The sequence below is a fragment of the Sphingomonas sp. HMP9 genome (assembly GCF_013374115.1).
Classification (GTDB): domain Bacteria; phylum Pseudomonadota; class Alphaproteobacteria; order Sphingomonadales; family Sphingomonadaceae; genus Sphingomonas.
This window is the reverse complement of the sequence record NZ_AP022673.1, coordinates 3,561,296-3,580,043: the sequence shown is the minus strand read 5'-3', so window position 1 is coordinate 3,580,043 and position 18,748 is coordinate 3,561,296. Positions and strand designations below refer to the sequence as shown.

Sequence of the window (18,748 nt, the reverse complement as noted above, 5' to 3'; positions counted from 1 at the left end):
AACAACCGGGCGACCGGATCGGCGGTCTGTAGGAACAGATCGAAACGCTCGAACGCGCGATCGAGGAAGACCCGGAGTGCGCGCGTGTCCTGCAGCAAGCCACCGCGTGTCGCGGCGCGCTCGACGGGTTCATCGCCGAGGTGATCGAGGATCATATCCGCGAACACATGATCAATCCCGCCACCGCGCATGACGATCCCCGCACCGTCGCGGCCGAGGCGCTGGTCGAGATCGTCCACGCCTACCTCACCTGCCCCCCAAGCCGCCGCTATGCGGCGAACTCTGCGGGCAGATAGCGATCGGCGACGATCTCGAACCGATCGCCGTCGACCAGAACCTGAGCGCTGAGCGCGCGGCAATTATAGGTCGACGCCATCGCCGCGCCATACGCACCGGTGGCGTGCGGCACGGCAAGGTCGCCACGGCGGACACGGTCGAAGTCGCGCGCGCCCGCGAACACGTCGCCGCTTTCGCAGACCGGGCCGGCGATGGTCGCGACGATCCGCTCGCCGTCCGGCGTAACGGCCTCGAGGCGGTGAAAGGCATCGTACAGCGCCGGCCGCGCAAGGTGGTTCATCGCGGCATCGACGATCACGAACGGGTGGTCCGCACCGGGCTTTACCCAGATCACCCGCGTCATCAGCACCCCGGCTCGAAGGTCAGTTCGACCGCCCAGTCGCGCGTGACCCTGGCGACCATGGCGGCATAGGCGTCGAGCGTCGGCACCACGTCGTCGGCGCGGTAGGGAATGCCGAGACCACCGCCGAAATCGACGTGGCTGACGACGTGGCCACGCGCACAGAGGTTCGCGACGAGGCGACCGATCCGATCATAGGCCTCCTCCAGCGGCGCGAGATCGCGCAACTGGCTGCCGATGTGCAGCGCGACCTCGACCAGGTCGAGACCATCGAGCCGCGACAGTTGGTCGTACATTGCGGGCACATCGACGATCGCCACCCCGAACGTGTTGCCGCGCCGTCCCGTCGAGATCTTGGCATGCGTGCCGCCGTCGACGTCGGGATTGACCCGCAGTACCGCGGTCGCCCGCCTGCCCCGCGCGCGGGCCAGCGCGGCGAGCACCTGCCCCCTCCTCCTCCAGTTCGAGGTTGAACTGGCCGACGCCAGCCGCCAGTGCCTCGGCGATCTCGCGGTCGGTCTGGCGCGCGCTCTATCCAACCAGGGGTTGGCGCGTCGTTGAGGCTCGCCCCGTTGGCGAGCCGGCCGCCTCCGTTCCGATGGACCGGGTCGCGATCCGTGCATGGGATGACGTCGCGCTGATGCTGCCGCCCAGACGCTACAAATTGCGGGTCGTCGATATCGGACCGTGGCGGGCGTTACGTGCATCAGGCAAGTAGATCATGTCAAAGGCTGCTATCAGGTTTGCGCAGTAAGCCGTCGACTGATGAATGTATTGCGACAACCCAATTGCGGACATTCAAAACCCCGCGACTGCTTTTCGATAGCAGTCGTTCATTCAGGTCACGCAGAGCGGCGATTGAGCACTTGCTGCGCGACCCGTTCCAAGTGAGAATAGGGATCGACAGGGCATCCAACGAAAGGATTTGATCCATGCGCAAGCTGACCGGTGCGGCGTTCGTATCGCTTGACGGCGTGATGCAGGCACCTGGAGGCCCTACAGAAGATCCGACCGGAGACTTTGGCCAGGGCGGCTGGGTGTTCGGCATAGGTGACGATGTGATCGATCCAGTGCTCGGCGAGCTGTTCAACCCGCCCTACGCGCTGCTGCTCGGTCGACGGACCTACGATATCTTCGCAGCCTACTGGCCGTTCGTCGAAGGCGAGATGGCGGGCATGGGCAGCGCTCTGACAGCTGCCGAAAAGCATGTAGTAACCCATGGCGATCAGCCGCTCGACTGGGCAAACAGCTATCGCTTGGACGGCATTGCCGCCATCCGAACCTTGAAGGATAGCGACGGTCCAGACTTGCTAATCCAAGGCTCCTCCACGCTCTATCCTCCACTGCTCACCGCCGGGCTCATCGACGAACTGGTGCTTATGACCTTTCCAGTCGTGCTGGGGACCGGCAAGCGTCTGTTCGGCGACGGCACGCCTTCGGGCGCGCTGAGCCTGCTCGACCATCGGATTGGCGCAAAGGGCGTGATCGTCACACGCTGGGCACCGGCCGGACAGATTCCGACTGTGGACCATCCTCATCCCAGCACCAGTGCAGCTGAGGCTGAACGCCAGCGGCGGATGACCGAGGGGTGTTGATTTCCACTGAGAGCTGACCCGGAGAAGGCATAAATTTCCACCGAGAAGTGACCCGTGTCTCAACCTCACCCCGGCAGGCTGTCGGGGGATCAAGGAGTGATAGACATGGCGTTACTGAGCGTGATCCGGCGCTGGGCATTCCGGGACGGGATGTCGATCAGGGAGATAACCCGACGTACGGGGCTGTCGCGTAACACGATCCGCAAATACCTGCGGTCGGACGCGGTGGAGCCGAAGTTCGAAGTGGTCGACCGGCCGAGCAAGTTGGATCCGTTCGCCGACCGGCTATCGGGATGGTTGAAGACGGAAGCTGGCAAATCGCGCAAGCAACGGCGTACGGGCAAGCAGATCCATACCGACCTGGTCGTGCTGGGCTATGACGGGTCCTACAGTCGGGTAGCGGCCTTCATCCGGGCGTGGAAGGCCGACCGTCAGGTCCAGGAGCAGACGACGGGCCGGGGCACGTTCGTGCCGCTGGTGTTCATGCCCGGCGAAGCCTTTCAATTCGACTGGAGCGAGGACTGGGCCATCCTGGGCGGCGAACGGGTGAAGCTGCAGGCAGCGCACACCAAGCTGTCGCACAGCCGGGCGTTCATCGTGCGAGCGTATCCGCTCCAGACCCACGAGATGCTGTTCGATGCGCACCAGCATGCCTTTCGGGTGCTGGGCGGAGTGCCGCGGCGCGGGATCTACGACAACATGAAGACCGCGGTCGACCGTATCGGCACGGGCAAGGCGCGGCAGGTCAACGCGCGGTTCGCGGCGATGACGAGCCACTATTTGTTCGAACCCGAATTCTGCAATCCGGCATCGGGCTGGGAGAAAGGTCAGGTTGAGAAGAACGTCCAGGATGCGCGTCGCCGGCTGTGGCAGCGACTGCCCGAACTTTCCGACATTGCTGCGCTCAACGCATGGCTGGAAGAGCAGTGTATCGCACAGTGGGCACAGATTCCGCACGGCAACCTTCCCGGCACCGTTGCCGAGGTATGGGCGCAAGAAGTGGCGGACCTGATGAAACCGGGGCGCCCGTTTGATGGCTTCGTCGAACATACCAAGCGGGTATCGCCGACCTGCCTCGTGCATTTCGACCGCAACCGTTACAGCGTCCCGGCTTCCTTCGCGAACCGGCCGGTGAGCCTGCGGATCTACCCTGAGCGCATCGTCGTGGTCGCGGAAGGGCGCAGGGTGTGCGAGCACGCCCGGGTGATCGACCGGGCGCACAGCTCGCCAGGACGGACTATCTACGACTGGCGCCATTATCTGGCGGTGGTTCAGCGCAAGCCGGGTGCCATGCGAAATGGTGCGCCCTTTACCGAATTGCCCGACGCCTTTCGGAAATTGCGCGAGCGATTGCTCAAGCACGCGGGCGGCGACCGGGAGATGGTCGATATCCTGGCACTGGTGCTCCAGCACGACGAACAAGCGGTGCTGTGCGCGGTCGAACTAGCGCTCGAGGCCGGCGTCGCCACTAAAACCCACATTCTCAACATCCTGCATCGGCTGGTCGACGGCAAGACCGCCAGCGTCACGCCCATCGATGCCCCACAGGCGCTCGTCCTGCGACGTGAACCCCAAGCCGATGTCGGCCGCTACGACACGCTTATGAAGGAGGTGCGCCATGCGTCATGATCCCGCCAGCGCCGCGGTCGTTGTCATGCTGCGCGATCTTCGCATGTACGGCATGGCCCAGGCCGTAGGCGACCTCATCGAACAAGGCGCGCCTGCCTTCGATGCGGCCGTTCCCATCCTGTCTCAGCTGCTCAAGGCCGAGATGGCGGAGCGCGAAGTCAGATCCATCGCCTACCAGATCAAGGCTGCAAAGCTGCCGGCGTACAAGGATCTGACCGGCTTCGATTTTACCTCCGCCGAAGTCGACGAGACCATGGTTCGCCAACTCCATCAGGGCGATTTCATCGACGGCGCCGATAACGTCGTCCTGATTGGTGGCCCCGGCACCGGCAAGACGCACATCGCTACCGCGCTCGCTGTGCAGGCCATCGAGCACCGGCGCCGGAAGGTCCGGTTTTTTGCCACCGTCGACCTGGTCAACGCGCTCGAGCAGGAGAAAGCCATGAACAAGGCCGGGCAGCTCGCCGAGCGCCTGCTTCGCCTCGATCTCGTCGTCCTCGACGAGCTGGGCTACCTGCCGTTCAGTTCCTCGGGCGGCGCCATGCTGTTCCACCTGCTCAGCAAACTCTACGAGCAGACCAGCGTCATCATCACCACGAACCTCAGCTTCAGCGAATGGGCCGGCGTCTTCGGCGACGCCAAGATGACAACCGCGCTCCTCGACCGCCTTACCCACCATTGCCACATCGTCGAGACCGGCAACGACAGCTTCCGGTTCCGCGTCCGGTCCGAGGCCGACAAACCGAAAAAGGACAAAGCCTCACCTTGACCCGCAACCCCGCGGGCATGACATGAACCCTTCGACGCGGGTCACTTCTCGATGAAAACTCCGGGTCAACTCTCAGTGAAAATCAACACCTTGACGGCGTCCTTCGGGATCGTCGTATCCCAGGAGAATCGCTCGACGATCGCACCGGCGATGGCCTCGTCCCCACGCTTGAACCGGTCGTCGAGCTGAACCTCGATCTCTTCGGCGATTGCCTTGACGCCCTGGACACGCGCGGCAGCGCGTTCGGCGGCATATTTGGCTGCATACGGATACGCTTGAAGCGATCGCCAACGATGTCGAGGCCGACCTTGTCGTTGCCGGCGCCTATGGTCACAGCCGTATCCGCGAATGGACGTTCGGCGGGGTCACCCGCGACCTGCTGCTGCATGAGCGCTGCTGCACATTGCTGTCGCACTGAACGAACCGTCGTGCACGCGATGATCCTCAGGGCGATCGGCCGCCCCCTCGAATGGACCGAACTGCCCGATCGGCTGCCGGGCCCCGGACAGATCAGGTTGAAAGTGTCTGCCTGCGGCGTGTGCAGAACAGATCTTCATGTCGTCGACGGTGAACTTGCCGCTCCCCAGGTGCCAATCATCCCTGGGCACGAGATCGTCGGCCGGATCGACGCGCTGGGTGCAGGGGTCGACACCCTCCGGATCGGTGAGCGCGTCGGCATTCCCTGGCTGGGCTATACTTGCGGCGTGTGTCCCTATTGCCAGATCCACGCCGAAAACCTGTGCGATCGACCGCTCTTCACCGGCTACACCCGCGACGGCGGCTTCGCGACGGCGGTCGTGGCTGATGCGCGCTACGCCTTTCCGCTCGGCGAGGACGGTGACGATGCGGCGTTGGCGCCGTTGCTCTGTGTCGGCCTGATCGGATGGCGATCGCTCGGCAAGACCGGTGCGGCGAAACGCCTCGGCCTTTACGGCTTCGGCGCCTCCGCACACATCGTGGCGCAGGTGGCAGCGTGGCAGGGACGATCGGTCTACGCGTTCACCAAGCCTGGCGACCTGAAGACCCAGGCGTTCGCACGGTCGCTCGGCGCGGTGTGGGCGGGCGGGTCCGATGAAATGCCGCCCGAGCCGCTCGACGCCGCCATCCTGTTCGCGACGGTCGGCGACCTGGTCCCATTGGCGCTGAAGGCCGTCCGCAAAGGTGGCAAAGTTGTATGCGCCGGCATTCACATGACCGATATTCCAAGCTTCCCGTACCGCGACCTTTGGGAGGAACGCGAATTGATATCGGTCGCCAATCTGACCAGGAATGATGGACTGGAGTTCCTGAAGGTGGCGCCGAAAATCGGTATCGTGACCACGATCCACCGCTATCCTCTCATTCAGGCGAACGCGGCGCTAAGCGACCTGCGAGGCGGCTGCTTCGATGGGGCTGCAGTGCTGATACCCTGACCCTGCACCAGTTCCAGAACGGCTTCATGCCGCTGGTAGCGGGCGTCGTAGTCGCGGTCCTGCTGAGTTTCTTGCTCAAGGAAACCGGTCACGCCGCCGGGAAGACTCGTCCCGTCCAGCTCGCCCGCGCGCCGATCCCTCTCCCAGCCGGCTGACAGAAATATTCGACCCACGACCTCAGGCATCACTCCCAAACCAAGGTTATCGCGATGATCGTCACCGTTTTCAGCACCAAGTCCTATGATCGTGCCTTTCCTGGTTCCGGCCGCTGGCGCCAAGCACACGCTGAACTTCGTCGAGGCCAGGCTCACGCAGGACACCGCGATCCTGGCCAAGGGCTCGAACGCCGTGTGCGTTTTCGTGAACGACCAGGTCGACGAGGCCGTGCTGCAGGTGTTCAAGGATCTCGGGATCGAGATCGTCGCGCTGCGGTCCGCCGGCTTCAACAACGTCGACCTCGCGGCAGCAAAACGCCTAGGCATCGCCGTTGCGCGTGTCCCGGCCTATTCCCCGGAGGCCGTGTCGGAACATGCGGTGGCCCTGATCCTAGCGCTCGATCGTAACATCCACCGGGCTTACGCGCGCGTCAGGGAAGGCAATTTCGCGCTCGATGGACTGCTCGGGTTCAATCTGCATGGCCGAACCGTCGGAATTGTCGGTACAGGCCGCGTCGGTGTCGGGGTCGCCAGGATCATGCTCGGGTTCGGCTGCAAGGTGATCGCCTATGACGTCGTGCCCAACACCGCATGCGCGGCTTTGGGCGTCGCGTACACGACATTAGACACGCTGCTTGCCCAAGCCGACATCGTATCGCTCCATTGCCCTCTGACCGACGCGACGAAGCACCTGATCGATGCCGCTGCCATTGCCCGCATGAAGCACGGTGCGATGCTGATCAACACGAGCCGCGGGGCAATGATCGATACAAGCGCGGTAATCCAGGGGCTGAAGAGCGGAGCGATCGGCCATCTGGGACTCGACGTGTACGAGGAGGAGGAAGACCTGTTCTTCGAGGACATGTCGAGCGAGGTCATTCAGGACGATGCCTTCGAAAGGCTGCTGATGTTTTCCAACGTGCTTGTCACGGGCCATCAGGGCTTTTTCACGCACGAAGCGCTGTCCGCTATCGCAGCAACAACAATGGAAAACCTGTCGTCCTTCGAGACGACGGGACAGGCCATGAACCAGCTCGCTGCGTGAGTCCCGGCGCATATCGGTCGTGATGCGATCAGCCAGCCTGTAGAACCGCGCGCACGACTGAATTTTCCGAAATGTGTAAAACCACAATATCAGACGGACAACCGGACGGGCACACTTCCTCTTAATATTTAGGGGAAACGGCCGTGAGCCAGACAATTGGGAAATCGTACGGGCGACTTTTGGCAATGAACCGCAGAATTTCCATCGGCGGCGGCGTGCTTGCCCTGGTATTGATAACTGAGAGCGCGTTAGCCTTTGCGATGCCATTGGTATAACATGGGTCACGCCCAGTCGTTGACCATTGGCCCGCACGGGGTCGCCGAGGTCTCGGGTGCTACCCGAACCGGAGGCAGACATGCTCAAGGGCTACGTGCAGAAACCCCGATCGACCGCCCCGCCCGCATGATGGGTAGCGCGTACTTGGATGGCCTCGTTGGCTCCGAAGCTGTCGCTGCAAGAAACGCGGTGATGGCACAGGAATTGGGCCTGCTCATCGATGGTGCAGCAAATTACGCGATCTACATGCTCAATACCGAAGGCTTGGTAACCATCTGGAACCTGGGCGCGGAGCGTCTCAAGGGATGGACCGAGTCCGAGATCATCGGCTCCAGCTTCTCGAAGTTTTACACGTCTGAAGACGTACTTGCTGGCAAGCCAGGTGCTGATCTCGAGCGTGCCGCGAACTGCGGGCGCATCGAGGAGGAGAGTTGGCGGCTGCGCAAGGACGGATCGGAATTTCTTGCCAGCGTGACGATGACCGCGCTGCGCGACGATGCGGGAGACCTTCGCGGCTTCGGCAAGGTGATCCGCGACATTACCGATCAGAAGGCAGCCGAAGCAGCGCTGGTACGTCGCGAGCATCATTTAAGCTCGATCCTTGCGACCGTACCCGATGCGATGATCGTCATGAACGAGCGCGGCATCGTGTCTTCGTTCAGTACCGCTGCAGAACAGGTATTCGGCTACACCAAGGCGGAGGTGATCGGCCAGAATGTCGGTATGCTGATGCCGCTAGTCGAGCGACGCGACCATGATCACCACCTGCTTACCTACCTCAGGACCGGCGTACCCCACATCATCGGCAATGTCCGGATCGCAACGGCACAGCGGGCGAATGGCGAGATTTTTCCGATTGAGCTTGCCGTTGGCGAAGCGTCGATTGCCGGCGAACGCATCTTTACAGGCTTCGTCCGCGATCTGACCAACCGGCACGAGACCGAGCGTCAGGTGAAGGAACTTCAGTCCGAACTGATCCACGTCTCCCGCGTGAGCGCGATGGGGACGATGGCGTCTACCCTGGCGCACGAAATCAATCAGCCGCTGACCGCCATCGCCAATTACCTCGAGGCCACCAGCGCGATGATCGGCGAAACCGACGACGCCAGGTTGACCGAGATTGCGGAGGCTCTCGACCTGGCAGCCGCGCAATCGCTGCGGGCGGGCACGATTGTGCGGCGACTTCGGGCCTTCGTCGACGGCGGCGATACCGGCTTCAAGGTAGAGCGGCTCGACCTGCTCGTGGAGGAAGCAACCAGCCTTGGTTTGCTCGGTGCGCACGAGGCGGGAATCAAGGTAACAATGACGATCGCGGCGGGCCTGGACCGCGTGATGGTCGACCGGGTGCAGATTCAGCAGGTGCTGGTCAATCTCATCCGCAACGCGATCCAGTCGATGACGACCCGCGCCTGCAAGGAACTGATGATCGCGACCGCTCCCGATCGAGCCGGCTGGGTGCGCGTGACCGTGGCCGATACGGGCATCGGCCTGGACCCCGACATTCGCGATCGGCTGTTCGAGGCATTCGCCACAACCAAGGAAGACGGCATGGGCCTCGGTCTCTCGATCTGCCGGACAATCGTCGAGGCGCATGGCGGGCGCATCTGGGCAGAGGCCGGCGCGGATGGCGGGACGGCCTTCCACTTCTGCGTTCCCTTGGCTGGAGACGGTCCTGAGGGAGACGATTTGGAAGGAAACACGAATGCCTGACACCGCTCGAACGGTACATATCGTCGATGATGACGAGGCGATTCGGCAATCCGTCAGCTTCATGCTGCGCAAGGCAGGACATGTCGTCGAGACCTACCCGTCAGGTGTCGCGTTCCTGAAGACGACCACGCGCGAGACGCAAGGCTGCGTGCTGCTCGACGTCCGCATGCCCGAAATCGATGGACTGGAGGTCCAGACGCGGCTCGCGCAACAGGGCATCATCCTGCCCGTGATCATGCTCACGGGGCACGGCGACGTGACCTTGGCTGTGCGCGCCGTGAAAGCCGGCGCGATCGAATTCCTGGAAAAGCCGTTCGAACGAGCAGCGCTTTTGCAGGCCATCGACGAGGCACTGGATCAGGCCGGCCGCAACGACCGAAATCACATTTTGGCAGGAGAGGCAATCATCCGCCTCGCGGCCCTGACAGCGCGCGAGCGCGGTGTGCTGGATGGAATGGTGCTCGGTCGGCCGAACAAGCTCATCGCTTTCGACCTCGGGATCGCGACCCGGACCGTCGAGGTGCATCGTGCCAATTTGATGGAGAAGCTGTCGGCGCGCAGCCTGTCGGACGTCCTTAGGATTGCGTTCACGGCCGGGCTCGGGGAGCCAGAAGCTGCGTAATACGACATCGTCACCCTCGCCTTCTACGTACAGACGGCCATAGGCTGACCATGCGATCCTCCAGCAAATTTGAGGACGCAGCATGTCAGACAAGAACACCTCATCGCCAGAGGGCATCGGCGTCTCACTGGTCGATGGCGACCCGAGCGTTCGCCGCGCCCGGCAGTTGATGCTTCGGGCCGAACGCTACGAGGTCAGGTCCTATGCGACTTGCGCTGCACTTCTCGCTGATCCGCGGTCCCGCGACTATCCCTGCATCATCCTCGATCTTGAGATGGAGGAGGTCGACGGAATGGATTTGTTGCGTAAAATGCGCGCGAGCGGTTGGCGCGGTCGAGCGCTGCTTCTCGACGGTCTCAACCCGGGCAATCCGCTCTTGCGGGAAGCTGAACGTCACGGCGACACGGTCCTGTCACGTAACGTTGGCGGTCAGACTCTGCTGACCGCTGTTGCCGCGTCGGTCGATCGCAGCTGGGCCGGATGGAATGCGGTTGGTTGAGCTCAATATTCCATCCGGTCGGCCCAGGTCGCGGTCGCCGAACTGCTCGGCCTCGATTGCCTGCCGCCCCCTGTTTATCAGGGGAAGTTCGATTCGCCTGGGGAGCGACCTCCCGCATCGTCGGCCGTCGCGGTGCATCCGGTCGCAGGCCGGATGCCGGGCCAGATGGATGTGCTCCTCGCCGAAGCCGGCGTGCCCTATGACATGATATTCCAGCTCGAAGACATCAACGACGATTTCGCGGCAACCGATATCGTTCTTGTCATCGGCGCGAACGATGTCGTCAATCCGGCGGCGCGGACCGACAAGACCTCGCCGATCTTCGGTATGCCGATCCTCAACGCCGACAAGGCCAAACAGGTCTTCGTCGTCAAGCGTGGCGAGGGCAAAGGCTATGCCGGCGTCGTCAACGCGCTGTTCTACGGTGAGAACTGCGCCATGGTCTACGGCGACGCACAGGCGGTACTTATCAAGATGATCGAGGGGGTTCGCGGCCTCGGCCTTGCGGCGGCAGCCTGATGGGCGGGTCGGCTCATTCCTGAGGGCGCGGATTGGCAGATCGAGGCGACATTCTGCAATCAGCAGCGACACAGTTCTGGACGCTGTCGATTGAGACCCGTCACGTAGATCCCGGCAGCACCCGCGATGCCTCTGCGCACCAGAGCGGCATCGCGGCTGCAGTCTTACCGCGCCGACACCGACGAAGCGAGATGATGCGGGGGTAATTGCGCCGTGCTGCATGGAGTGCGATCTCCTCGTCCTCCTGCGAGGCGATCGTCACGATCCGAAGCGACGGCAGCCAAGCCAGGCTTTCACGGACAGCGCACGCCGTCGCGGCATCGTTCTCGCCAATCCCTCCGGTCGGGACCAGCATGTCGAGGCCACCCAGGGCGGCTGCCATCGCCGCGACCTGCTTGCAGACCGAGCGTTCGAACATCCGGACTGCGAGATCGGCATCCGTGTCGGTCACCGCAGCCGCGCGCAAGCGGCGCAGGTCACCAGACACGCCGGATACCCGTCATGCCCGAAGCGTGGTCGATCGTCGTGGCCAGCGCCTCGACCGTCAGCCCCTTCTCCCGCAGCAGGAAGAGCAGCACGCCCGGTTCGATATCGCCTGTCCGTGTCGCCATCGTCACGCTGCCCGATGGGGTCAGGTCCATGCTGGTGTCGATCGACCGGCCATCGCGGACGGCGGTGATGCTGGCGCCGTTGCCGAGATGCGCGATGACCAGCCGGCCGGGCCCGCCAGTCCCCAACTCGCGAAGTATCGGCTCGCACGAGAGCCCGGAAACCGTACCGCCGAACGCCATCAGCGCGGTAGCGCCGCGGGATCGGCAGTTCGCCAGCGATATCGGACAGACCGGCGTGGAAGGCGGTGTCGAAACACGCGACCTGCGGCAGACCGGGAAAACGGTCTTCAACTGCACGTATCAGCGCCAGCGCCGCCGGGCCGTGCAGCGGCGCGAACGCACACGCAACCGCCAGGTCGGCCATCACCGCCGCGTCGATCACGCATGCGCGTCTCGATGCCGACCTCCATGGACGATCCGGTGACCGATCGGGATCCCGCCCGGCCATGAGAATTGCCGGAACAGCCGGTGCATGCCCGACCGGCTCCGCTCGATCGCCGGATAGCGTTCGGTGTACGAGCCCTCGAGATAGGTGTTCGCGACAAGCCCCGGCCCGCCATGCCCCGGCCCGATCACGTTGATCATGTCGAGGTCATGCTCGACGATCAGCCGGTTGAGATGGACGTAGAGAAAGTTCAGTCCCGGCGTCGTGCCCCAGTGACCGAGCAGCCGCGGCTTCACGTCCGCAAGCGTCAGCGGGCGATCGAGCAGCGCATTGTCGCGCAGATAGATCTGCCCGACCGACAGGTAATTGGCCGCGCGCCAATAGGCATTCATCCGCCGCAGCATGTCGGGGGCTAGCGGCGCATCCGCCTTCACCGGCGGGCGAGGCTGCAGCGTATCGCTCACGGTCATGACGACGCGCCGAAATCGAGCACCACGCGCGACGGCACCTTGCCGTGCTCCAGCCGATCGAACACCTCGTTGATCGCCGACAAGGGCTGAAGCTCGATATCGGCCTTCACCTTGCCGTCGGCGGCAAAGGCGAGCGCCTCCGCCATATCCTTGCGCGTACCGACGAACGATCCGCGCACCGTGATGCAGTTGGCCACCACGTCGAACAGCGGCAGCGGGAAGTCGCCGGGCGGCAGGCCGACGAGCACGCAGGTGCCGTGGCGCCGAGTCATCGCGACGCCCTGGTTGAACGCTGTCAGCGACGGCGCGGTGATGAGAACGCCGTGTGCGCCGCCACCCGTGCCGTCCTTGATCGCATCGATCGCGTCGCCCTCGCGCGCGTTGATCACCAATTCGGCGCCGAGCGCCTTGGCGTGGGCAAGCTTGCCGTCGTCGATATCGACCGCGCAGACCCGCAGCCCCATCGCCTTTGCATATTGCACCGCGAGATGCCCGAGCCCGCCGGCCCCGGAGATGGCGACCCACTCACCCGGCCGCGCGCCGGTTTCCTTCAACCCCTTGTAGGTGGTGATGCCCGCGCAGATGATCGGCGCCGCCTGGACCGCGGAGAGGCCCGCGGGGATATGCGCGACATAGTTCGGATCGGCGAGGATGTATTCGGCGAACCCGCCGTTGCGCGTGTAGCCGCTGAACTCGATCTCCGGGCAGACGGTTTCCCATGCGGAAAGGCAATATTCGCAATGCCCGCACGCCGAGTACATCCAGGGTACGCCGACCCGGTCGCCCAGCTTGACGATCGTCACGCCGGCGCCGACCTCGACGACGATACCGATGCCTTCATGCCCCGGGATGAACGGCGGCACCGGCTTCACCGGCCAGTCGCCGCGCGCGGCGTGGAGATCGGTGTGGCACACGCCGCACGCCTCGGTCTTGACCAGGATCTGGCCCGGACCGGCGGACGGTATCGCCCATTCGCGTAAGCTGAGGGGTTTGCCGAACGCTTCCACGACGGCTGCCTGCATCATGCGGGACATAGAGATTCCTTTGATGGGTTCGTAAGCCTAGCGCGCGAGACGTGCGCCGTCAGCGGGTGAATCGTCGCGCGAGCGTGGGGTCGCGCAGCAACGCCTCGTCACCGAACGCGATCTGGGCGCAGGTGCGTTGCGCCTGCGTGGCGACTTCGAGGAAATGTTGATCCGCAAAACGCTGGCCAAGGTCGGCGGTGATGTGATCGAAGCGCTTGTGGTCCTGCGAATGCATTCCGAAGGCATGGACCAGATAGTCGTCGAAAACGCTGCGCAGGCCCTGCTCCTGCCCCTGCTCGTTCAGCCAGATGCCGGATGCGGCCGACGTCGTGAAGCTGAGCAACCGCTTCTTGCCGAGCAGGTCCGTCCGGGCCCGCTTCTGGATCGCCTCAGGGCGAACACGGGAGCCGAGCACGCGCTCGATATAGCCCTTCATCATCGCCGGTGGCGAGGCGAACCAGATCGGATAGATCAGCACGAAGACGTCGCTCCCGGCGATCATATCGAGTTCGATGGCGACGTCCGCCGACAAAAGAGGCGATGCGAGGGTGGGCCGTTCGTCCGCCTTCAGGACGGGATCGAAACCCAGCGCGTAAAGGTCGCGCATCACGACCGATTGGCCAGCGTTACGCACGGCATCGCAATAGGCCTCGGCAATACCGTGATTGAAGCTTCGGGGATCGGGATGACACAGGATGACCGCATGTCGGCCGGCCTTGGCAACGACTTCCGCCTCAACGCTCATCTCGAATTTTCCGATCTCGTGTGCGACGCCACCGACCCGAACAAATTCGTACTGCAGGGTCGGCGCGTCCTTCAAGGTTCGGTCGGCTTACGCGCTTTGCGGCCAACCGATGACCCTCGGAAAATACTCAGATGATCTGCTATTCGCCCACCTTGAAATCGCCCGTGACGTAGAGAGATCGAGCTTGGAGCAGGGCTTCCCACCCTCTCCGCCATTACTTTCCTAAGTGATTGTTCCCCCTCAACTCTATCGCAAATGGATGGGTGCGCGATTTGGGGGTGGACGACCCTAACGCCCAACCGAACCATGGCTCGAGGCACCTGTTCAAAACGTTAGCCCGGCGAGCGGGGATCGCGCCGGAGGTGCGAGATGCTATTCAAGGCCACGCACCGCGTAGCGTAGGCGAAGCCTATGCGAATGACCGATCGACGTCCTTGCGCAGGCTATCCACTCATTACCGAGATTTGATATGGGATAGGGCGATCCCCGCAATCGTCCCCGCAGGCGGGGACGAGCATCACTTTGTAGCACCCGGACGGTGAAAAAGCGACGATTTGCGAGAGAGTTGAGGGGGAACAATCACTTAGGAAAGTAATGGCGGAGAGGGTGGGATTCGAACCCACGGTACCCTCGCGGGTACGCCGCATTTCGAGTGCGGTACGTTCGACCACTCTGCCACCTCTCCGCAGGTCATCCGAGATGCTGCGAACAGCGCCTCCGATCGGTCGAAGCGCGGCCTCTAATGAAGTGCCCCTGGCGACGCAAGCGGATTTTGGCGCGCCGTGCACCGCTCAACGCGTTTTCCTTGTGCAGCGCAAAACACACCTTAGATTGGCGCATATGCCCCGACACGACAGTATCGCTCACGACATCACCCGCCCGATCGTGCCCGCCGAGGTGGTCGCGCCGCCGATTTCGCATGCGAATTTCTCGATCGGCGACGTCGTGCGGCACCGGCTGTTCGATTTTCGCGGCGTGATCTTCGACGTCGATCCGGTATTTGCGAACAGCGACGAATGGTATGCGGCAATTCCGGAAGACATTCGTCCGCGCAAGGACCAGCCCTTCTACCATCTGCTCGCCGAAAACATGGAGTCGAGCTACGTCGCCTATGTGAGCCAGCAGAACCTGGTGCCCGACGATAGCGACGAGCCAGTCGACCACCCGGCGATTTCGGGGTTGTTCAGCGACTATGCGGATGGCCGGTATGCGCTGCGGCAGGTTCATCGGCACTAAAAGCGAATCGGACGGCTCGACAGTTGGTTCTTCCGCAGAGACGGGAGTGCAGTCGGGGTCCCTGCCTTCGTTGGAAGACAATTCTCTACTGCATCGGTGGGCAGCGCGTCATGCTAAACCACCCTTTCCCGGCCCTTCGCGGTTGACAACATCCCCCTCGTCGCTTAGCTGCCCGGCTTCTCCCGGCGGACCCTGCGTTCGTGGGGCACATGTATTTGGAAAGTGACAAGGGCCATGTTCGCAGTCGTGCGCACGGGCGGCAAGCAGTATCGCGTCGCCGCCGGAGATAAGATCGTCATCGAGAAGATCGAGGGCGATGCAGGTGCGTCGGTGACGCTGGGTGACGTTCTGCTGGCGGGCGAAGGCTCCGAGCTGCGGTCCGTCGAGGGCTTCGTCGTCGCTGCAGAGATCATCGCGCAGGCGAAGGCGGACAAGGTCATCGTCTTCAAGAAGCGTCGTCGTCATAACTATCGTCGCAAGAACGGCCATCGCCAGCAGCACACGATCCTGAAGATCGTGTCCGTGGGTGGCCAGACTGCAAAGAGCAACGAGGGCGAAACCGCCCCGGCCGCTCAGGCATAAGGAGTAGCTTCAGATGGCACATAAGAAAGCAGGCGGCTCTTCGCGCAACGGTCGCGATTCGGCCGGTCGTCGCCTCGGCGTCAAGAAGTTCGGTGGCCAGGCGTGCGTCGCCGGCAACATCCTCGTGCGTCAGCGCGGGACGAAGTTCTACCCGGGCACGAACGTCGGTATCGGTACCGACCATACGCTGTTCGCGCTGATCGACGGTCGCGTCGTGTTCAGCAAGGGCAAGCTTGGTCGCAAGTTCTGCTCGGTCGAGCTGGCAGCGAACGACGTCGCCGACGTCGCGGTCGCAGCCGAATAACAACGGGTAACCATCCGGGTTGCCCACCAGGGTGACCCGGGTCGCGAAAGCGAACCTGAATAAGGGAGACGGGTCACCCCGGCTCCCTTTTTTATTGCCCCCTTCCCCTCGCCTGTCGCTGCCGTGTCATCCGGACATGGCAAGACGTCAGGCGCGATGCGTGAAGGAGAGAATCGTGTTCGCGCGCACCAAGAGACTGACGTTGCGGCCGGGTTGGCCGGAAGATGCGCCCGCATTGGCGCAGGCGATCGGCCATGAGTCGGTCGTCGCCAAGCTGGCGCGTGCGCCATGGCCGTACGCGCTGGGCGATGCCGAGGCGTTTCTGGCGCAGCCGCGCGCCGGGCATGATCCGCATTTCCTGATCGAGACGATGGAGGCGGGTGTCCCGCGACTCGTCGGGGGATCGGCATTCGTGCCGCGGATGCCGGGCATCAACTTGGCTATTGGCTGGCGCCGGACGCCTGGGGTCGCGGATATGCGACCGAGGCCGGCCAGGCGGTGGTGGCGATGGCGCGACACGCGCTAGGCCTGCGACGGCTGGATGCGTTTCATTTCGTGGACAACCCGGCTTCGGGGCGCGTGCTGGCCAAGCTCGGCTTTCGGCCGACCGGGCGGGTCGAGCCGCGGACGTCGCGTGGGCGGGGCGGTGAAGCACCAGCGGTGATGTTCGAGCTTGATCTGGACGACGACCGATGTGCGCCGATGCCGCTCGCGGCGTGAGTCGCGGCATCGCCACCGCATAATCACGCTCCACCCGGCGAAGGCCGGGGCCCAATTGGAAAGGTCGCAGTAACGGAGCGATGTCCTTCGTCAGCACCGTCCCCCAATTGGGCCCCGGCCTTCGCCGGGTGGTGCCTTGGCGGCGGCTCCCCCACTCCCCGTTCCCCCGCGAAGGCGGGGGCCCAGGAATCGCGAGCGGTGCCGCTTGGTATCCTGGGCCCCCGCCTTCGCGAGGGAACTATAACGGGCATCCGCGGCCTGCAGCGTCTCAGGCTACCGCAGCCACTCGCGTCTTCACCGGCAACGCCGCCGCCTCATACTCGCTCTCCGCAAGTCCGATCAGCGCGCGGTCGTCGTGCTTCCACGGGTGGAACCCCGGCAGGAAATACGCTGCCCAGACCCCTGCGATCTTGCGCGCCATGCCCGGATTGCCGAACGCATACCACGCCATGCGCGCCCACACCTTCGGACCGGTCAGGCCGTCCTGTCGCAACAGTTCCGCCATCCCGCGCGCACGACCGGTGAAGAACCGCCACGTCGTGATCAGCATCACCAGTGACTTCACCCGCCAGCGCGTGAAGCGCGGCCAATCCCGAGTCGCGTGCAGCCAGGTGTCGTAGGCGACGCCCTTGTGCTCGATCTCCTCGGCGGCATGCCAGAGCCACAGCGCCGCCGCCTGCTGGTCGCCACCGCGCAGATGAGTCGGATTGGCGATCAGTTCGTGCGCGAGCATCGCGGTGAAATGCTCGAGCGCGGTGGTGGCCGCGAGGCTCGCAATCTCCGGGCGGCCCTTGGTGAGCGCCAGCGCCGCGTCGACGTCGACGATCAACGGCGCGACGTCATAGCCCTGATCGGTCACGTGGCGGTTGAACGCGACATGCTCGCGGGTGTGGATCACCTCCTGCTTGATGAAGGCGTTAATCTCGGCGTGCAGCTTGGGCGGCGTGCCCTCACGAAATTTCCGCACGCTGTCGACGAAATAGCCCTCACCCTTCGGAAACGTCACCGACAGCGCGTTGTAGAACGCCGTCGCGATCGGGTCGTCGTTCAGCCACCAGCGGCGAATCGCGGCACCGCGGCCGAAGCGGCGGTCGCGCGGCGTGATCGTCAGATCGGCAGGCGTGGTTGCTTTCGCCACGGAAACCTCCAAACAGGAATGAACGCTCGTTACTTACATTGATGTAAATAGGTTCCCCGGTCCGTGACGTCAACACCGCGCAAGCGCCTCTCCCCCACCGAATCTCGTGAAGCCGCCGTCGAGGCGGCGCGTGCGCTACTGGTCGAAAGCGGCCCCAGCGCGGTGACGTTGAAGGCGGTGGCGGGCCGCGTTGGGCGCACGCACGCGAACCTGCTTCATCATTTCGGCTCGGCCGAAGCGCTGCATACCGCGCTGATCACGCGGATGGCGGCGGATATCGTCGGCACGATCGGTGCGGCGGTGCTGAGCGTGCGGGCGGGCGAGCTGGACCCGCGGGAGGTGGTGGAGATGACCTTCGACGCATTCGGCAAAGGCGGTGCGGGGGCGCTGGCGAGCTGGATGATCCTGTCGGGCAATACCGATGCACTCGACCCGATTCTCACCGCGATTCACGATCTCGTCGACGAACTGGCCGAGGGCGACATGCCCGGCGACCAGCCGATCCAAGAGCAGACGTTGACGCTCGTACTGATGGCGCTGGGCGATGCGCTGATGGGGGCACCGATGGCGCGTGCGCTCGGGCTGCCGGTCGGCAAGGCGCGCGAACTCGCGCTCGACGCGCTGCTCGCCAGCAAGGACGCCGCCACCCCTGCCCGCTGCTGAG

General features: G+C 63.8%; 18 protein-coding genes, 1 tRNA gene and 4 pseudogenes. 15 read left to right on the top strand and 8 right to left on the bottom strand.

Annotation, left to right across the window (positions count from 1 at the left end; translation table 11 throughout):
• Positions 1-38: 38 nt before the first annotated feature.
• Positions 39-296, top strand: coding sequence for a metal/formaldehyde-sensitive transcriptional repressor (locus HMP09_RS16165; protein WP_176501834.1), 258 nt, complete (start codon positions 39-41; stop codon positions 294-296).
• Here HMP09_RS16165 and HMP09_RS16160 read toward each other — a convergent pair.
• A pseudogene (locus HMP09_RS16160) lies at positions 269-1,159 on the bottom strand (diaminopimelate decarboxylase family protein); the annotation flags it as partial. The gene HMP09_RS16165 and the pseudogene HMP09_RS16160 overlap by 28 nt on opposite strands.
• 410 nt (positions 1,160-1,569) lie before the next feature.
• On the opposite strand from HMP09_RS16160, the gene HMP09_RS16155 reads away from it, so the two are divergent.
• The 9 genes from HMP09_RS16155 to HMP09_RS16115 all read left to right on the top strand — a co-directional run bounded on the left by HMP09_RS16155 (position 1,570) and on the right by HMP09_RS16115 (position 10,868).
• The gene (locus HMP09_RS16155) at positions 1,570-2,232 is read left to right on the top strand and encodes a dihydrofolate reductase family protein (RefSeq protein WP_176501200.1); all 663 of its coding nucleotides are present in this window, start codon (positions 1,570-1,572) and stop codon (positions 2,230-2,232) included.
• A gap of 105 nt (positions 2,233-2,337) precedes the next feature.
• Entirely contained in the window at positions 2,338-3,861 is a 1,524-nt protein-coding gene (gene istA / locus HMP09_RS16150; protein WP_176499041.1) for an IS21 family transposase, read from the top strand.
• On the top strand, positions 3,851-4,630 hold the full coding sequence (gene istB, locus HMP09_RS16145; RefSeq protein ID WP_176499042.1) for an IS21-like element helper ATPase IstB: 780 nt from the start codon (positions 3,851-3,853) through the stop codon (positions 4,628-4,630). Before istA ends, istB begins: the two co-directional genes overlap by 11 nt.
• Positions 4,631-5,058: 428 nt before the next feature.
• Positions 5,059-6,042 carry a zinc-dependent alcohol dehydrogenase family protein gene (locus tag HMP09_RS16140; protein WP_176501199.1) on the top strand — a complete coding sequence of 328 codons (984 nt, stop codon included), beginning with the start codon at positions 5,059-5,061 and terminating at the stop codon, positions 6,040-6,042.
• 240 nt (positions 6,043-6,282) lie between these two features.
• The gene (locus HMP09_RS16135) at positions 6,283-7,242 is read left to right on the top strand and encodes a 2-hydroxyacid dehydrogenase (RefSeq protein ID WP_332103226.1); all 960 of its coding nucleotides are present in this window, start codon (positions 6,283-6,285) and stop codon (positions 7,240-7,242) included.
• A gap of 276 nt (positions 7,243-7,518) precedes the next feature.
• Positions 7,519-9,228, top strand: a complete 1,710-nt coding sequence (locus HMP09_RS16130) for a PAS domain-containing sensor histidine kinase (protein WP_232090403.1) — start codon at positions 7,519-7,521, stop codon at positions 9,226-9,228.
• The gene (locus HMP09_RS16125; protein WP_176501198.1) at positions 9,221-9,850 is read left to right on the top strand and encodes a response regulator transcription factor; all 630 of its coding nucleotides are present in this window, start codon (positions 9,221-9,223) and stop codon (positions 9,848-9,850) included. The genes HMP09_RS16130 and HMP09_RS16125 overlap by 8 nt, the downstream gene beginning before the upstream one ends.
• A gap of 82 nt (positions 9,851-9,932) precedes the next feature.
• Complete coding sequence (locus HMP09_RS16120; RefSeq protein ID WP_176501197.1) at positions 9,933-10,349, top strand: response regulator; 417 nt, start codon at positions 9,933-9,935, stop codon at positions 10,347-10,349.
• Between the two features lie 165 nt (positions 10,350-10,514).
• Positions 10,515-10,868 carry an NAD(P)(+) transhydrogenase (Re/Si-specific) subunit beta gene (locus HMP09_RS16115; RefSeq protein ID WP_443026426.1) on the top strand — a complete coding sequence of 118 codons (354 nt, stop codon included), beginning with the start codon at positions 10,515-10,517 and terminating at the stop codon, positions 10,866-10,868.
• A gap of 100 nt (positions 10,869-10,968) precedes the next feature.
• Here the strand turns inward: HMP09_RS16115 and HMP09_RS18490 are convergent.
• The 6 genes and pseudogenes from HMP09_RS18490 to HMP09_RS16095 form a co-directional block, all read right to left on the bottom strand.
• Positions 10,969-11,659: pseudogene (locus tag HMP09_RS18490) on the bottom strand (hypothetical protein).
• A gap of 34 nt (positions 11,660-11,693) precedes the next feature.
• A pseudogene (locus tag HMP09_RS18710) lies at positions 11,694-11,843 on the bottom strand (acetate kinase); the annotation flags it as partial.
• Positions 11,844-11,857: 14 nt separating this feature from the next.
• Positions 11,858-12,334 carry a hypothetical protein gene (locus HMP09_RS16110; protein ID WP_232090401.1) on the bottom strand — a complete coding sequence of 159 codons (477 nt, stop codon included), beginning with the start codon at positions 12,332-12,334 and terminating at the stop codon, positions 11,858-11,860.
• Positions 12,331-13,368, bottom strand: a complete 1,038-nt coding sequence (adhP, locus tag HMP09_RS16105) for an alcohol dehydrogenase AdhP (protein WP_176501196.1) — start codon at positions 13,366-13,368, stop codon at positions 12,331-12,333. The genes HMP09_RS16110 and adhP overlap by 4 nt, the downstream gene beginning before the upstream one ends.
• Before the next feature lie 49 nt (positions 13,369-13,417).
• On the bottom strand, positions 13,418-14,104 hold the full coding sequence (locus tag HMP09_RS16100; RefSeq protein ID WP_176501195.1) for an NAD(P)H-dependent oxidoreductase: 687 nt from the start codon (positions 14,102-14,104) through the stop codon (positions 13,418-13,420).
• Positions 14,105-14,699: 595 nt separating this feature from the next.
• Positions 14,700-14,789 (bottom strand) — tRNA-Ser (locus HMP09_RS16095).
• Positions 14,790-14,944: 155 nt separating this feature from the next.
• Here HMP09_RS16095 and hspQ point away from each other — a divergent pair.
• From hspQ to HMP09_RS16075, 4 genes and pseudogenes are all read left to right on the top strand, one after another.
• Complete coding sequence (gene hspQ / locus HMP09_RS16090) at positions 14,945-15,340, top strand: heat shock protein HspQ (protein ID WP_176501194.1); 396 nt, start codon at positions 14,945-14,947, stop codon at positions 15,338-15,340.
• Positions 15,341-15,574: 234 nt separating this feature from the next.
• The gene (gene rplU / locus HMP09_RS16085) at positions 15,575-15,922 is read left to right on the top strand and encodes a 50S ribosomal protein L21 (RefSeq protein WP_176501193.1); all 348 of its coding nucleotides are present in this window, start codon (positions 15,575-15,577) and stop codon (positions 15,920-15,922) included.
• Between the two features lie 13 nt (positions 15,923-15,935).
• Positions 15,936-16,226: a 50S ribosomal protein L27 gene (rpmA, locus tag HMP09_RS16080; RefSeq protein ID WP_176501192.1), complete on the top strand. Its 291-nt coding sequence runs from the start codon at positions 15,936-15,938 to the stop codon at positions 16,224-16,226.
• 175 nt (positions 16,227-16,401) lie between these two features.
• Positions 16,402-16,946, top strand: a pseudogene (locus HMP09_RS16075) (GNAT family N-acetyltransferase).
• 268 nt (positions 16,947-17,214) lie between these two features.
• Here the strand turns inward: HMP09_RS16075 and HMP09_RS16070 are convergent.
• Positions 17,215-18,084 carry a metal-dependent hydrolase gene (locus HMP09_RS16070; protein ID WP_176501191.1) on the bottom strand — a complete coding sequence of 290 codons (870 nt, stop codon included), beginning with the start codon at positions 18,082-18,084 and terminating at the stop codon, positions 17,215-17,217.
• 63 nt (positions 18,085-18,147) lie between these two features.
• On the opposite strand from HMP09_RS16070, the gene HMP09_RS16065 reads away from it, so the two are divergent.
• Positions 18,148-18,747, top strand: a complete 600-nt coding sequence (locus HMP09_RS16065) for a TetR/AcrR family transcriptional regulator (RefSeq protein ID WP_176501190.1) — start codon at positions 18,148-18,150, stop codon at positions 18,745-18,747.
• Position 18,748 lies beyond the last annotated feature (1 nt).